Source organism: Paenibacillus sp. EC2-1 (assembly GCF_049311625.1).
GTDB lineage: Bacteria > Bacillota > Bacilli > Paenibacillales > Paenibacillaceae > Paenibacillus_AQ.
In genome coordinates, this window is the sequence record NZ_CP186006.1 from 2,241,076 (window position 1) to 2,257,300 (window position 16,225).

Annotated in this window: 17 protein-coding genes; all 17 read left to right on the forward strand. The window is 42.3% G+C overall.

What is annotated here, in order from left to right:
- Positions 1-65: 65 nt before the first annotated feature.
- The 17 genes from ACK8P5_RS10615 to ACK8P5_RS10695 all read left to right on the forward strand — a co-directional run bounded on the left by ACK8P5_RS10615 (position 66) and on the right by ACK8P5_RS10695 (position 16,155).
- Entirely contained in the window at positions 66-908 is an 843-nt protein-coding gene (locus ACK8P5_RS10615) for a carbohydrate ABC transporter permease (RefSeq protein ID WP_422661437.1), read from the forward strand.
- A 39-nt stretch (positions 909-947) separates the two neighbouring features.
- Positions 948-2,327 carry an ABC transporter substrate-binding protein gene (locus tag ACK8P5_RS10620; protein ID WP_422660902.1) on the forward strand — a complete coding sequence of 460 codons (1,380 nt, stop codon included), beginning with the start codon at positions 948-950 and terminating at the stop codon, positions 2,325-2,327.
- A gap of 15 nt (positions 2,328-2,342) precedes the next feature.
- Entirely contained in the window at positions 2,343-3,305 is a 963-nt protein-coding gene (locus ACK8P5_RS10625) for a Gfo/Idh/MocA family protein (protein WP_422660903.1), read from the forward strand.
- A gap of 137 nt (positions 3,306-3,442) precedes the next feature.
- Entirely contained in the window at positions 3,443-4,018 is a 576-nt protein-coding gene (locus ACK8P5_RS10630; RefSeq protein WP_422660904.1) for an O-methyltransferase, read from the forward strand.
- A 200-nt stretch (positions 4,019-4,218) separates the two neighbouring features.
- Positions 4,219-4,860 carry an HAD hydrolase-like protein gene (locus ACK8P5_RS10635; RefSeq protein ID WP_422660905.1) on the forward strand — a complete coding sequence of 214 codons (642 nt, stop codon included), beginning with the start codon at positions 4,219-4,221 and terminating at the stop codon, positions 4,858-4,860.
- A gap of 16 nt (positions 4,861-4,876) precedes the next feature.
- A complete protein-coding gene (locus tag ACK8P5_RS10640) occupies positions 4,877-5,167 on the forward strand; it encodes an antibiotic biosynthesis monooxygenase family protein (RefSeq protein ID WP_422660906.1) in 291 nt (96 codons plus the stop codon).
- A gap of 48 nt (positions 5,168-5,215) precedes the next feature.
- Positions 5,216-5,680 carry a GNAT family N-acetyltransferase gene (locus ACK8P5_RS10645; protein ID WP_422660907.1) on the forward strand — a complete coding sequence of 155 codons (465 nt, stop codon included), beginning with the start codon at positions 5,216-5,218 and terminating at the stop codon, positions 5,678-5,680.
- Positions 5,681-5,711: 31 nt separating this feature from the next.
- The gene (gene dnaN, locus ACK8P5_RS10650; protein ID WP_422660908.1) at positions 5,712-6,812 is read left to right on the forward strand and encodes a DNA polymerase III subunit beta; all 1,101 of its coding nucleotides are present in this window, start codon (positions 5,712-5,714) and stop codon (positions 6,810-6,812) included.
- Between the two features lie 132 nt (positions 6,813-6,944).
- Positions 6,945-7,355: a VOC family protein gene (locus tag ACK8P5_RS10655; protein ID WP_422660909.1), complete on the forward strand. Its 411-nt coding sequence runs from the start codon at positions 6,945-6,947 to the stop codon at positions 7,353-7,355.
- 61 nt (positions 7,356-7,416) lie between these two features.
- Entirely contained in the window at positions 7,417-8,007 is a 591-nt protein-coding gene (locus ACK8P5_RS10660) for a TetR/AcrR family transcriptional regulator (RefSeq protein WP_422660910.1), read from the forward strand.
- 175 nt (positions 8,008-8,182) lie between these two features.
- Complete coding sequence (locus tag ACK8P5_RS10665) at positions 8,183-9,727, forward strand: phytoene desaturase family protein (protein ID WP_422660911.1); 1,545 nt, start codon at positions 8,183-8,185, stop codon at positions 9,725-9,727.
- On the forward strand, positions 9,718-11,205 hold the full coding sequence (locus tag ACK8P5_RS10670) for a phytoene desaturase family protein (protein WP_422660912.1): 1,488 nt from the start codon (positions 9,718-9,720) through the stop codon (positions 11,203-11,205). Before ACK8P5_RS10665 ends, ACK8P5_RS10670 begins: the two co-directional genes overlap by 10 nt.
- Positions 11,184-12,059, forward strand: coding sequence for a phytoene/squalene synthase family protein (locus ACK8P5_RS10675; protein WP_422660913.1), 876 nt, complete (start codon positions 11,184-11,186; stop codon positions 12,057-12,059). Before ACK8P5_RS10670 ends, ACK8P5_RS10675 begins: the two co-directional genes overlap by 22 nt.
- Positions 12,056-12,814: a carotenoid biosynthesis protein gene (locus tag ACK8P5_RS10680; RefSeq protein WP_422660914.1), complete on the forward strand. Its 759-nt coding sequence runs from the start codon at positions 12,056-12,058 to the stop codon at positions 12,812-12,814. The genes ACK8P5_RS10675 and ACK8P5_RS10680 overlap by 4 nt, the downstream gene beginning before the upstream one ends.
- Complete coding sequence (locus ACK8P5_RS10685; RefSeq protein ID WP_422660915.1) at positions 12,783-13,535, forward strand: lysophospholipid acyltransferase family protein; 753 nt, start codon at positions 12,783-12,785, stop codon at positions 13,533-13,535. The genes ACK8P5_RS10680 and ACK8P5_RS10685 overlap by 32 nt, the downstream gene beginning before the upstream one ends.
- Positions 13,517-14,677, forward strand: coding sequence for a glycosyltransferase (locus ACK8P5_RS10690; protein ID WP_422660916.1), 1,161 nt, complete (start codon positions 13,517-13,519; stop codon positions 14,675-14,677). The genes ACK8P5_RS10685 and ACK8P5_RS10690 overlap by 19 nt, the downstream gene beginning before the upstream one ends.
- Positions 14,674-16,155: a phytoene desaturase family protein gene (locus ACK8P5_RS10695; RefSeq protein WP_422660917.1), complete on the forward strand. Its 1,482-nt coding sequence runs from the start codon at positions 14,674-14,676 to the stop codon at positions 16,153-16,155. The genes ACK8P5_RS10690 and ACK8P5_RS10695 overlap by 4 nt, the downstream gene beginning before the upstream one ends.
- Positions 16,156-16,225 lie beyond the last annotated feature (70 nt).

Here is a 16,225-nt window from a genome sequence, read left to right on the forward strand (position 1 = left end):
TAGCAAATCGATTGAGTATACGTAGATCGGAGGGTATCATGGCGGATACGACTTTAACTGAGAAAATGACGAGGCGTAGAAGGATTTCAATGAATCAACTCCTGTTAACAGTTGTTCTGTTTTTAGGTTCATTTCTTATGATTGTACCTTTTCTCTGGATGCTAGTGACAAGCTTCGATTGGGGGGCGAGGCTTAATATTACCTTTCCACCGAAAATTTGGCCAGAAGACCCATCAATTAGAACGTTTGAAGTTGCTTTTACAAATATCAATATGTTCAAATATATCGGCAACTCAGCCATTGTTAGCGGAGGTGTCATTATTGTTAGCTCGCTTTCGGCACTGCTATCAGGGTATGCGTTATCGAAGCTGCGCTTTAAAGGGGCTAATCTGGTGTTGTTGCTTGCGTTAAGTACGATGATGATTCCGTTCGAGATGACAATGATTCCACAGTATCTGCTATTCAGCAAGCTAGGCCTGGTGGATAATTATCTGGCATTTTATCTGCCTGCAATGAATTATGCATTTGGAACTTTTTTAGCTAAAGCATTCTTTGATCAGCTCCCAAACAGTCTAAGAGAAGCGGCGGTACTAGATGGGGCGAAGGAGATCACAGTCTTTAGTCGCGTGTATTTACCATTATGTACTCCAATTATTGCTACGATGATTATTCTCTTGTTCCTTGGGGTGTGGAATGACATGTTGTGGCCACTCCTAATTCTAAAATCAGCTGCCAAATATACGATTCAAATCGGCCTCGCTATGTTCACCTATAACAATGGTATAAATCAGCAACCAGCTATTATTATGGCCGCTACAACAATTAGCCTCATTCCGGTGATAGTTGTGTATTTATTTCTTCAGCGTTACATCATCGAGAGCATCGCATTATCAGGAATTAAGCAGTAAAGAGCAATGGATTGCCAATCCCATAGGAGGTGTAAGGAAATGAAAAAGACATTTTTACTCATCATATCCTTGGTGCTCGTTATTTCATTAGCTGCTTGTTCGGGAGGTTCAAAGATCGATGTGACTGGCGGTGTGAAGATTGAACAAGTGTCTGATATGAAAGGAACGGTTCGCGTTGCTCTAGCCGGGTGGCAGCTCGATAACGGGATCGACGCATTAACAGGTAATCCAACCATAGGTCTGAATGAATATTTGGATAAAACGTTTAAGATCATGTACCCGAACATCAAGCTAGAGGTGTATCAGATTCCATGGGAGAATGTAAAGGCGAAGCAATCCGCGATGCTGCTCTCTGGAGATGCAGATATATTTTATACAGCGGGTGCATTTGCATCGCAGTGGTACCAAGAGGGATTACTGCGTGATTTGGATGATCTAATCGCCAAAGATAAGACATTTGATCCTAGCACCTATCTAGAAGGGATCATGAATAACTCTTATAGTACGAAATCACCTGATGGAACGAAGCAATTCGGCATTCCGGTAGCTCTTGGTCGCCGAATGGTTGTATACGATAAGAAGCTCTTTGAGGACTGGGGTGTTGAAGCCCTATCTGAGAAGCCAACTGTCCAGGAAATATTAGAGAAAGCTAAGAAAATGACCGGCAAAAATCCAAAAACAGGGGAGGACAATTTTGGACTGCATTGGAGTGGTAACTCCCTGAATGGTTCGACCTTTGTTGCTATAACGTTAGCTTTTGGAGCAAAGGGGGCAGAAGGGACCTTAAAGGATAATAAGAGCATTAAGTGGCATCTGAATTCCCCTGAGATGGTGAACGTTATGGAATGGCTCAAAGAAGCATCGAAGCTTCCGCCAGCTGGTTTTGTGAATGGGCAAGGAGCCGAGAATTTTGGTCTGGAAAAAAATAATATTGCGATTGCGCTCGATTCATCGGGCGGTTCTGCAATGAGTGAATACCGAACGAAGAAGAATAAAGACAATTTGGATCGATTTGAGCCTGTAATGAATGTAGGACCTAAAGGTGAGGGCTGGGTTGCGGTGGATCCATTTATTATGGCGAAAAAAGCTAAAGACGTAGATGCATCATGGGAAGTAATGAAGTTCCTTACAAGTTATATGACACAAAAATATATGTATGAAATGTTCTCTAATACGCCGACCTTGAAAAATGCGGATTTTGTAACGGCAGAGGATAAGTTTACGAAGAAAGCACTAGCAATTGCTGATGTAGGTCACTCCGAATTAATGGATGAGGCGAATCCGTTCTTTATGAGTGATATTATTCCGGCAGTTAACGGTTTTATCAGTCAGGCAGCATCAGGAAATGCACCAGATATTCAAAAATTCTTGAATGATCTTCAAGCTCGTGCAGAGAAATGGTCAGCTAATCTTAAATAATGAGGAGGACTATCAATGATCAGAGTTGGTGTGGTTGGTGCAGGTATTATCGCTACAGAACATTTTAAACACATCAGTGCTAACGAAAGAGCTGAATTGGTCGCCATATGCGACATTGCATTTCCGGTTGCAGAAAAGGCTGCTGTGCAATATGGAGCAGTACCTTACACAGATGTTCGTGAAATGCTGGATAGAGAGAACTTGGATGCATTGTTCATATGCGTGCCTCCATTTGCGCATGGTGAGATCGAAGAGATCGCTGCTCGTAAAGGGATTCATCTTCTGGTCGAAAAGCCACTTGGACTTCATATGGAGCAAGTAAGGCGTAAGGCTGCGATTATCGAAGAAGCAGGAATCATTACAAGCACAGGATATTGTTTAAGATATATGGAAGTGGTACAGCGTGCGAAGCAGTATCTTGTAGGTAAAGAAATTGGTATGGTTCGAGCCTATCGTTTCGGTGGTTTGCCTCCAACGGCATGGTGGATTGATCATTCCAAATCCGGTGGTCAGCTAGTAGAGCAGACGACACATAATTTGGATTTGATGCTGTATTTGGCTGGTGGTGTACAGAAGGTATATGCAGATATGGGGCTGCTGTTAAATCAAGATATTCCAGAGATAACCACTCCGGATATTGCATCGGTTAATCTTGTGTTCGAATCGGGGGCGCTCGGACATATTGATACCGGATTTCTCCCTCAGCCTGATGACAGGTCGTCCTTCGAAATTATGGGCAGAAACTTTAGGCTTTCCATTGATGGTATGAAGTTGACGATCGTGGAGCCTGAGGGAACAATGACTTGGCAGGGTGCAGGTAATTTCTATAAACAACAGGATGATGCCTTCATTCATGCGGTTAGTACGGGAGATACGAGTCTGATCTTTGCGCCTTATCGTGAAGCTATGCGAACGCTTGAGGTTACATTAGCAGCGAATCAATCGGCAGAGAGCGGGTTGCCTGTAAAGCTAATATGATTTAAATGAAATCATATATGTTGGTTCTAAAACCAGCCATAAGGCTGGTTTTTTTATGTGAAGAAATAAATTGACACTGGACTCTATGGGAAATGATGGAATATTATAGAAATATTAAATAAAAGGGAGTTGGAGTTATGGATGATCACAAAAATATAGCAATCCCCGTATTAGCTGAGCAAGTTAGTCGATTAGCAAAAGAAAAAGGATTCACGATGTCTTGTGACAATTTGACAGGGAGTCTATTGCGGTCACTCGTTTCTTCAAAACCAAAGGCGCGTATTTTGGAATTAGGTACGGGAGCTGGATATTCTACAACTTGGATCTTAGAAGGCATGGATCAGGAATCAAGACTTACTTCTGTTGAATTCGATGAGCAATACGCAAATATCGCCATTGAAGTCATTCAAGATCCTAGAGTCGATTTTCATGTCTGTGATGGCGGGGACTTTATAGAGAAGAATAAAGATCAGAAGTTTGATATTATATTTGCGGATACATGGCCTGGTAAATTCTATTTGGTCGAGGAAGTGCTGGAAATGGTAGAACCGGCTGGGCTTTATATTATTGATGACCTTAATCCCCAAGTGAATTGGCCTGAGGGTCACGGAGAGAAGGTTGTGGAACTTATTGATATGCTTGATCAAAGAGGGGATTTTCATAAAGTGAAATTAGATTGGTCCACAGGCATTATGATCATGACAAAAAAATAATAGTCTCAAAATTCATATACCCTATTTATGGAATTTGATGTAGAATGGTGGAAGCTTTGGAATAAGCCCTAAAGCATAGGGCTATGTACCGGATATCACTATCATTCGAAGAAAAAATAAAAATATAAGAATAGTCATAACCCAGCTAAAGATAGCTGGGTTTATCTATTACGGGCAAGTACTGAGAAAGAGGTAAGGAATTGAAGAAGCATATCGTATTCGACTTTGATGGAACTCTCGTAGATTCAGTGGATGTTGTGGTGAAGGTTTATAATGGATTGGCTCTTAAATACAAGTTTAATACATTAAATTCGAGCGATTACCGGATGATGATGAATTTATCATTAAAAGAGAAGATTAAAGCACTTAATGTTCCTATGCGTCGAGTGTTCTTAATTAAGAGGTTTAGTCAAGAATTTAAAAATAATTACAGCGTTCATTTGAAATCTCTTCGATTCTTCGATGGAGTTGTAGACGTAATCAAACAATTGAATGAAAAGGGATATACAATATCCATTATTACATCAAATTCTAAAGCAAATATTTTAGAGTACATGGAGCACCAAGAGGTTTCCTACTTCAAACAGGTCATGTCATCTAATGGGTTGTTCGGCAAAGACAAAACGCTCAAAAAATATATGAAAGATAATCAACTGCATAGTTCAGAGCTAATGTATATCGGGGATGAAGTGAGAGATATTCAGGCTTGCAAGAAGAAGAATGTTGAGGTTATTGCGGTTACATGGGGTGTTGATCCTAGAGAAGCTCTAGTTATCGAAAGGCCGGATCATCTTGCAGATGAACCGAAAGATATACTTAGAATATTACAATCTAATTTGTGAGAGGAGATTATTTGATATGATCTTAGAGGTTGCCATATTAAATATTAAACCAGGCTTAACGGAGTCATATGAGGTTGCATTTAAGGAAGCATCGACCATCATAGCACGGATGAAGGGATATATCAGCCATGAGATCCAACGATGCATAGAGAACGACCATCAATATATCTTACTGGTGAAGTGGGAAACCTTAGAGGATCATACGATTGGTTTTAGAGGATCAGATGAATATCAACAATGGAAGCAATTGCTTCATCATTTCTATGATCCTTTTCCGACGGTTGAGCATTACCGGATGGTTGAATAAAGGATCAAGCGAAGGAGAATCATTACGTTGAGATACATTTTTAAACCAATGAACAGGCACATGGCTGAAATAATTTGCTCATGGGAATACCCTGCGCCTTATGATTTTTATAGCTTTGATTCTAGCGAAGAAGCGATGGAAGAGTTACTGAATGGCGAGTACTTTGTAGTGTTGAATCGAGAGAATCAACTTACGGGATATTTTTGCTACGGTCAGTCTGCCAGAGTTGCTGGGGGGTACCCGGCTGGTATTTATCTTAATGAGGAACGTCTGGATATAGGGCTTGGAATGAATCCGGCCTTCACGGGTCAAGGCCAAGGACGTATATTTGTAGCTGAGGGACTGCAATTTATGAAAGAAAGATACTTACATGATCGGTTCCGACTCGTAGTAGCATGTTTTAATACTAGAGCCAAGAAAGTGTACATAGAGAATGGATTCATGGAGAGAAGCAGATTCTATAGTGAAGTGAAAGGGAAAAAAGTAGAGTTTCTGTGGATGGAAACGGTATGATCTGAATTTGTATGGCTCAGGAGGTAATTCGATGCAGTTTAAGATTGCCAAACATGAAATTCTGGTACCCTTGCAGCACATCTCAAGAATAGCCACTTCGAAAGTGATCCCTATACTCAGTGGTGTTCTAGTTATCGTTAATCCTGATCGAATGATATTAGTCGGCGGTGATTCTAATAATATTTTGCGATATGAGCTGAGTAAGGATAAATTTGAGTATGCTGAATCTGGCTCCATCGTGCTCCCCATAGCTAAGCTCTATGAAATGATAAGAAAAATGGATGGAGACTGGATTCAGATCCAGCGGATAGCTAATCATAGCGTACATATTGTGTGTGGAAATTCAAATTTTCGGTTAGTAGGTATGGATGCTGACGAATATCCTGATGTGCGAATGGAACAGAGCGGGCAGCAGATGATGATTAATGGAGAGAAACTGAAGGAACTCATCAGTCAGACGATGTATGCGATCTCTTCACGAGAAGAAACGCCTCTACTCACGGGTATACATATTCAATTGCATCACGATCAAGTTCAATTCACAGCTTGTGATAGACACCGAGTTGCGAGAATGACAGAGTGGTTGGAATGTGAAATTTCAGAAGAGAAAGTAATTGCGGGAAAGACATTAGCCGAGATAAAGAACATTGTAAAAGACGGGGATCCTGTACTCATCGATATACTTGATCATCGTGTGATTTTTAAACAAGGAGCCTTTACCTATGCAGTGACACCTTTAGAGGGCAGGTATCCAAATATTGAAAAGATGATTCGTATGGAATCCAGCTCTCGTGCAGTAGTATCGACAAAAAACTTATTACGCACGCTCGAGCGAACAATGATCATCTCGGATCGCGGGAACGGATTTATTACTACAATGCGAAAGAATGACGATCACCTTAAGATTTTTTGCCAGGGTGAGAATGGTTATTTGGATGAAATGATTACACTAGAGCGTCATGACGGGGACAGCTATGAGATTAATTATAATACTAAATATGCAATTGACGCTTTAAAAGCCATTCGAACAGAGTATACTGCTATTCATTATAGTCATAATCAAAAACTTATTGTGTTTAAAGCCGATGAACAGGAGAGTTCTGTGCACTTAATTATGGGAGCTTTGAAATAATAGGAATGATAGCATGTCCTTTGAGTAAAGGACATGTTTTTTTTTTTTGATTAAACCAATTTTATATTTACATACATTCTGTATGTATGTTATTTTATGGATAACACATTCGAAAGAGGAGGAATTTGGAAAATGAAACTAAATAGCTTTTATCCGGTAATTATGAGTGAGAAAGTTGCTGAAAGTGCCTTGTTTTATACGCAGTACATGGGCTTCGAGATGGTCTATGAAGCAGAGTGGTATGTAAGTTTAAAATCTTCAGGGGATATACCGTTTGAACTGGCACTCTTGGATGCTACACATCCCACAATTCCTCAAGCGTATCAAAGAAAAGTCCAAGGTATGATTCTGAATTTCGAAGTGGACGATGTGGACCAGGAATATCAAAGATTAATTATGGATCATAAACTTCCGCTATGCCAAGATATACGTGATGAGGATTTTGGGCAACGTCACTTCATCATTTCTGATCCAAACGGTGTATTAATTGATGTCATAAAAGTGATCCAGCCTTCTGAAGAAGAAAGCAGCCATTATATCTAATCTTTTTCAGTGTAGAGCTCGATTAATAGAATGAGGAATTAAGACAGGGGTTAAGCACACAATGAGAAGAAGCAAGGAAGAGACCAGAGAAACGATCAGTAAACTTATTAAGGTTGCAAGATATCATTTCACTTATAAAGGTTATGCAGATGCTGCCTTGGAGGAAATTGTAGAAGAAGCGGGAGTGACACGGGGAGCACTCTATCATCACTTTAAAAATAAGAAAGAATTATTTCAGAACGTACTGGAACAAGTGCAAGCAGAAATTGCAGAATGTGTAGAGGAAGAAGCGGCGAGAAGCGAAGATGCTTGGGAACAGTTGTATTTAGGTTGCCAAGCATTTATATCCGCTGCTATTGAACCTCAGAACAAACGGATCTTACTCATAGATGGGCCTGCAGTTTTGGGATGGGATAGCTGGAGGAGGATGGATGAACTAAATTCGATGCGATTGATGCGTGAACAACTATTGATGATGCAAGACGAAGGGTATTTAAAACCCATATCCATCGATGGATTAACACATATGCTATCAGGAGCACTTAACGAAACTGCTTTATGGCTTGCGCAATTCCCAGAAGAAAAAAGAGCTATTGAAGAAACAATGGAAGTTATTCAACTCTTATTTATAGGTCTTAGAGCAAAAAGATAACAAAGTATAATTTTCTCTAAAACAGATCAAGTTTTTGATCTGTTTTTTTTATGTTCATTTTTACATGGTCATTTACAAACTGTATACGACAATGTACAATGTTTGTATATTTACCGACGGGTTAATTAATTGATTATTCAATATTAAGTACATAGAAGATGGATGGAGGGACGGCATGACATCTAGAAGAAAAGCTATTATTGTGGGTGCTGGTCCAGGAGGATTGGCTGCGGGAATGTTACTTGCAGGCCGTGGATATGAAGTCACGGTGTATGAGAAACAATCATATGTCGGTGGGCGCACGTCTCGTGTAGAGCTAGGTGAATATCGATTTGATCGTGGAGCAACCTTTCTCATGATGCCTGAATTACTCGAGGAACTATTCACTTCGGTAAATCGCTCGCTTCATGACTATGTAGATTTAATTGAACTAGATCCGCTATATCGATTGAAATTTGGAGATGTCAGCTTTGAGGCGACATCGAATCGCGAGTTAATGAAAGAGCGAATTGAACAGTACTTTCCCGGTAACGGGGAAGGGTATGAGCGATTTATGAAGGAGGAAAAAGTAAAGTTCGACCGTATTTCGCCTCTGCTCAAACGACCTATCGCGCGTTTGACGGATTATATACGTTCGGATGTTCTTAAGGCTCTGCCAAAACTTAACGCAATGGATACGGTTTATGGACGTTTGTCGAAATATTATACGGACGAACGTCTCAAATACGCGTTTACCTTTCAAGCCAAATATCTAGGTATGTCACCTTGGGAATGTCCAGGAACATTCTCCATCCTGTCTTACTTGGAACATGAATACGGACTCTTCCATCCTATTGGTGGCGTCAATCAGATCTGTACTGCTATGGCTGAAGTGATAAGAGAATATGGCGGGAAGGTTGAGACTTCGTGCGGTGTAAAGAAAGTTCTACATCGGAACGGTAAAGCAATAGGTGTGCAATTGGAGAATGGGGAACGGATGGACGCAGATCATGTCGTTATCAATGCCGATTTTGCCACAGCGATGACGCATCTATTCGAACCTGGTGAGCTTAAGAAATATACACCTGAACGGATTGCTCGTAAGAAATATTCCTGCTCTACCGTCATGCTCTATTTAGGTATTGATAGGAAGGTCGATATGCCGCACCATACTGTGCTGTTCTCAGATGACTATAAGAAGAACGTAAACGAAATTACGAAGCTTGGTGTGTTGTCCGATGACCCTTCCATATATGTTCACAATCCAGGCATCAACGACTCGACGCTAGCACCGCAGGGTAAGACCGCATTATTTGTCTTAATGCCTGTCCCTAACTTGACTGGAGAAACAGATTGGTCCGAAGCCAGCGGACGTGTTCGGGAGCGAATGCTTGAACGTTTGGAACAAGAGTCAGAGCTTTCAGGAATTTCCTCTCGAATTGAAATAGAAGAGATGGTTACCCCTCAAGACTGGCAGGATCGCTTCCATGTGTATCAAGGAGCTACCTTTAATTTGGCCCACTCCCTTGACCAAATGATGCATCTACGCCCTCATAATCGCTTCGAAGAACTTGGGAACTGCTGGCTTGTTGGTGGAGGGACTCATCCGGGTAGCGGACTTCCAACAATATGGGAGTCAGCAAGAATCAGTGTGAAACAACTGATGGAGCAGGATCAACGTGCTGGATATCGTATAGATTCAACGGTCCGCACATCAGAGGAGGTTACATTATGGAGATAGGTATCGTTGGTGGGGGAATTGGCGCGCTAACGACCGCACTGCTGCTTAGCAAACGCGGTTTTGAGGTCACTATTTATGAGAAAGAAGCGCAAATTGGTGGACGAATCGCTTATCAGACAGATGAAACGGGCAAATACCGAATTGATCGCGGTCCAACCATCGTGTTGCTTCCAGATATGCTCTTAAGCATTTTAGAAGAAGGTGGAATTGAACGCTCAAGACTGCCCCTTATGGAATGTGATCCATTATACAAGATTCATTATTCTGATGGGACATCTTTTACGAAACATCGAAATCTAGAATTACAGCTAGCAGAGCTTGATCGATGCTTTCCGGGGGAGAAAGAAGGATTCTTACGTTATATGCAAGACATGGAAGAAGCATATATAAGTGGTTCTGAAGCATTTTTGAGCCGACCATTTGTGCAGAAGGGGCATTTCTATACATGGCATAACATGAAATTACTGCTTCGTATGAAAGCATACAAAAGCGTCCGTGCGTTAGCAGCTGATTATTTCCGAGACGAAAGGCTGCAAGATGCCTTCTCGCTTCAAACTTTGTATATTGGTGGTGCTCCATTCAAATCTCCCGGTCTATATACGCTTATCCCTTACGCTGAACATGCGTTCGGAGTGTGGTATCTCAAGGGAGGTTACGCAGGTCTCATCTCAATTCTTCGTGAAGAGCTGGAGAAGCGTGGGGTAAAGATCATCACCCGTTGCCCTGTAGACAGAATATTGATTGAGCAGGGTCAATGCCGTGGGATTTCATCGGGTGGAAAAGTCTATTTGCATGACTCCATCATATTTAACGGGGATTTCCCTTATCTTACGGACATAATGCCGGAAGGAGCCAAAGGGGCTGAGTCATCCAAAAAATCCTATCAGCCATCATCGGGATGTTTTCTTATCTATCTAGGTTTGAATAAACGCTGGGCTGAAGCGGGGATTCATCAATTCTTTCTTCCGGAATCCTTAAACAATGGTCTAAGACAATTGTTTGTCGATCAACAAGTGCCGAATGAGCCTGCATTTTATTCCTTCTACCCTACAGCGTTGGACGAAGAAGCGGCACCTGAGGGCGAAAGTGTACTGTACTTGCTCGTGCCAGTCCCTCCAGCAGGTGAGGTGGAATGGGAGGGGCGGAAAGATCAATTGACAGAATATATACTGGATGAAGCTGAACGTAGAGGGTTTCCAGGACTGCGAGAAGCGATTCAGTGGATGGATATACGGACGCCGGATGATGCAGAGCGAGAAGGGATGTACCGAGGCGGTAGTTTCGGAATCGCACCTAGCTTAGGACAATCGGCGGTATTCAGACCGCAAATTGTTCCTTATCCAGCAATTCATGGACTTTACAGTGTTGGAGCATCCGTTCACCCTGGTGGGGGTGTCCCGATTGTTATGCAAGGGGCACGTTTACTAGCCGACTATCTAACAAAGGAGAGAGAAATATGCAGCGCGAAATCAGTTTGACCTTGTGTGAGGACATGATTCGTGAAGGATCTTCTACGTTTTATAAAGCATTCAGCTTTCTTCCATCTCCGCGGAAAGAAGCAGTATATGTGATTTATGCATTTTGCAGAATGATTGATGATGCGGTGGATGAGCCGGAGAAGGCCTTTTACACGATAGATGAATTAGAGTTTCATTTACACCATTTGGAACAAGCAGAAGGACATTTTATCTTTACGGCTCTTAGATGGTTGTTTGATCAGTTTCCGAATCTTGGTAAGGAGCCGTTTTTCAAACAAATGGAAGGTCAGCGACGTGATTTAGTGCGATCTCATTATGATACGATGGAGCAACTGGAAGAATACTGTTATCTAGTTGCTGGTACTGTAGGTGAAATGCTGCTGCCGGTATTGCACGACTCCCCTACAGAGGACATTACGAATTCGGGGATTTACTTAGGCAAAGCTATGCAGATTGTAAATATTGTACGGGATATTGGAGAAGACCGAGCAAGAGGAAGAAGATATGTACCTCTGGAATTAATGAAGAAGCATGGATATTCTGAATCAGCGTTTGCTGAAGGGGATATTAATCCAGCGTTTATTCATCTTATTCATGAACTTGAGGGGCTTGCTAAACACTGGTTTGAATTGGGACTTCGCGATCTGGATAGCTATCCGAGCAGAAGTGCGTTCAGTATTGAGCTTGCGGCTAAGTTTTATGGAGCGATATTGGATGCGGTTAAGGACAATCAATACCGTGTGTTTACCGATAGGGCCTATGTAACAGGAATGAAAAAAGCCGCTATTCTAACTACGGTAACTCATCGCTTCGGTATATCTATGTTGAAACAAGAAAGCAGCGCTGTCTCATGAAGATGCGTTATTTATTCTGGGGCTGGTACGCGATCGGCCTTGTCCTCATGCTTGCATTTTATGTTCCGGACTTTTTACACTTCTCAAATGGACTTTTTCTAATCTTTTTTGCTCTTTATGCGCTTCAGCTTGAAGTACAGGATCGAGATACATTTATGCAATCGAATGGGATTCTAGGCAATCGCCCGCTATCTATTGTCATGAGAGCTCTAGTTGTTGGTGTTGTTACTTATGTCCTGGAGGGAATAGGAACACAGACGGGTTATCCCTTCGGGACGTATCATTATAGTCATACGCTCAGCTTGTTTGGAGAAAGTGTTCCGCTTGCGATCGGATTTGCATGGATTGGCGTCATGTCTTCGGCGATACTTCTATCAACTGCTACAACCAGATGGGGTCGAGCTCTACAGGCTGGATTATGGGCATTACTATTTGATCTCGTACTTGACCCTGTTGCCTTTTCCAGAGGTTTTTGGGAGTGGCAAGGAGATGGGATATACGCAGGTGTACCTTGGCAAAATTTTGCGAGCTGGTTCGTGACGGCTTTTCTACTCTCGTGGCTGTATCCGCTTCGAATGCCGAATCGGAAACCATTAGCAGAAGGTGTGAGATTGTATCAGGGTATGCTATTGATGTTTGGTATTTTGGGAATCAAAGAGGGCCTCTATACTCCTTTCATGATCTCGTTAGTGGGTTCGGTAATCGCTGAGGGGGTTCTTAGATATGATCGAAGCACACAAAAGCAAAAGCTTTGAACAAATTTTTCATACATACAACAAGTATTATTTGCTTCGACGTCATTTTCATAGTCTTACACTTCGGGGAACGTTTGATCATGAGGATACAACGAATAAACCTATTCTGTATATTATGAATCATAGCTCTTGGTGGGATGGATTGCTTGCCTACTATGCTATTCGTACATGTTCACGGAATGACCATTATATCATGATGGACGAGAAGCAAATGAACCGCTACCCTTTTTTTCGCAAGATTGGGGCATTCTCGATTGATAAAACATCTCTGAGAGGAATTATGCAATCCCTTCATTATGCCGGCAAACTACTGGATCGTGGAGCATGTGTTTGGTTATTTCCGCAAGGAGAGATTTATCACTCAGAGATTCGCCCTCTTCATTTTCAATCCGGTTGCGGTTATCTCCTTGCCGAGTGTGAAGCAGCTGCTGTGGTCCCTGTCACGATGATCAGTGCTATGCTGCAACATCAGAAGCCTGATGTTTCCCTATGGGCAGGCGAGCCGATTATTCAGAATTGGAAAAAACTCGGTCGTAAAAAAACGGTGGAGGAGCTGCGTATTTCACTAGAGAATCAGCTTAACATTCACCGTCAGCTCGTTATTTCGGAACAGAACACGATTTCGGAACAATTTATACCGATTCTTGAAGAAGGACGGTCAACTAACGATATATTTGACGATTTCCGAAAGAAGGTGGGCATATGGAAAAGCTTTTTCTAATTACGCTGATCATTCTGATGATTCAGCTTTTGTTCGTTATCTGGAATGTAAGGCAGATGCCCAAGTTAGAAAAAACGAACAATTTCAAGGAGAGCGATCGTTCTCCTCTCATTTCCATCCTCATACCGGCTCGTAATGAAGAGAGGAATATTGGGGAGTGTTTAGCATCCTTAGTTCAAAGTAATTATAAAAATTTACAAATTCTCGTCCTGGATGATCGATCAGAGGATCGTACCCCAGAAATCGTAAAGTCTTTCGCCTCCCAAGATGAAAGAATAAAGCTAATTGAAGGAAGTCCTTTACCGTCCGGCTGGGCTGGTAAAGTATTTGCTTGCCATCAGCTATCTAGACATGCAGCAGGAGAATGGTGGCTCTTTATGGATGCAGATGCCAGAGTAGCGCCTGATGGGATTACCTCAACGCTCCAGCTAGCTAAAAAGCAGGGGCGAGGATTAATTACAGGCTTTCCTTATCAAGAAGTCCGAACATTTTTCGAGAAGTTAATCGTTCCATTAATGACCTTTACAATCGCTTGTCATTTGCCTGTACGGTTGGTTCGGAAATCTCGTGACCCTAAGTTTGTGGCCGCACACGGGGCATTCATGTTTATAAATCGTGAAAGCTATCGGGTGAGTGGAGGTCACAGCGCGATTAAAGATCAGATTGTAGATGATATGGCGCTCGCTCGAAGAATGAAGGAGGTCGGTGAGCCTGTCACATTAGCCTATGTGCATACAAGTATAAGCATGCGGATGTATCATAATAGCAAAGAGGTATGGAATGGATTTCGAAAAAATATATATGCAGGACTTGGTCGTCGTATTTCGCTCTTATTACCCATATTAATCACTTATTTCATGCTATATGTACTTCCATCTTTATTGCTGCTTGTCTTCTTGCTTGACTGGATAATTTCACCGAATTCACCCGTTGCGACAAGTGAGATGTTCTTCTGGGCAACGGCTTGCATGTTGCTTGGTATGGGCGTAAAGTTTGCAGCTGATCGAAATAGCGGACAACCCGGTTGGTTATCCATTTGCATGCCGCTAAGCACAATGCTCTTAATCTTACTAGCACTTGATTCATGCCGTGGTGCATATTCTAGCAAAGGATATCAATGGAAAGGCAGGAAATACACATGAAAAAGGCTATCGTCATTGGTGCTGGACTAGGAGGGTTATCGTGTGCAATACGTCTAGCGACTTCGGGATATCAGGTTACGGTGTTTGAACAACAGAATGCTGTAGGAGGGAAGCTGCAGCGGGTAGAATATGAAGGCTACCATTTTGACCGAGGGCCTAGCACCATTACGATGCCCGAAGCCTTTGAACGAGTGTTCCGAACCGCGGGGCGACGAATGGAAGACTATTTGGACATGTATAAGATTGACCCATCTACACGAAACTTTTTCGCAGATGGTCATATTGTTGATATGAGTAGTGATATTGAGTGGATGAAGGAGCAGATTGCCGCTTACAGTCCGCATGATGCGAGCCAGCTTAATGCATTCTTATCTGAGTCGAGAGAACTCTTTCAACAGGCGGATCGACAGTTCCTAAACACCCTGCTTCTAGACATGAAAAGCAAACTGAAGCCACAGCTCATATCTGCGCTACTAAGGATTCGCCCCCTAACATCACTACAAAAGCTGCTTTATCGTTATTTTCGTCATCCCAATACGCTGGCCATGTATGGAAGATACGCAACTTATGTCGGTTCATCACCTTATCAGTCTCCTGCGATCTTCGCGATGATGGCACATTTAGAAGGCACGCTAGGTGTTTATGGAGTGAAGGGAGGAACCTCTGCTATTCCGGCTGCATTTGAACGATTGGCTCGTGAACTAGGTGTAGAGATATATACTGGAGCTAAAGTCAGAAAGTTACTCATCCATGATGGAGAGGTAAGAGGGGTGGAGAGTGAACGAGGTGCCATGAGTGCGGATGTAACGATTGCAAACGGTGATGTATTGTCTATATGTCGGGATATGATTCCTGCACTTCATCGTCCTTCCATGTCAGACTCTAAGATCGCCGCTTATGAACCTTCGCTCTCGGGGTTTGTATCCTTAATCGGAGTAAGAAAGCATTATGAGCAGTTATTACATCATAACGTCTATTTTCCTGAACATTATGAACAAGAGTTTCAGGATATATTTGGAGCACTGGTTGCTCCGTCGAATCCTACAATTTACATCTGTCATTCAGGATACTCTGAACCGTCCATGGCCCCTGAAGGTGGCAGCAACTTGTTTGTGCTTGCCAACGCACCGTATACTTCATCCTCTTGGAATTGGGATATGGAACGAGGGAGATATGGAAGTTCACTTATAAAGCGACTGGAAACTCGAGGTTTAGCGGGAATAACAAGTGCTGAAGTAAAACGGTTCTATACACCAGAGGATCTTCAGAAAGATACCGGAGCATATCGAGGTGCAATATACGGAATTTCATCGAATTCAGCGAGACAGACGTTCTCACGTCCAGCCAACACTTTAAAAGGTTTGAATCGATTTTGGTTTGTGGGCGGAACAACGAATCCTGGAGGCGGAACTCCAATTGTCACATTATCGGGGCAACTTGTGGCTGAGGAGATTTTATCTCGAGATGGAAGAATATAATATCTGAGTCAGTAGGCCGCTTCAAGGGTTATCCTTAGGTAGTCGTCTGACTTTTTTTGTCTTGTAATAC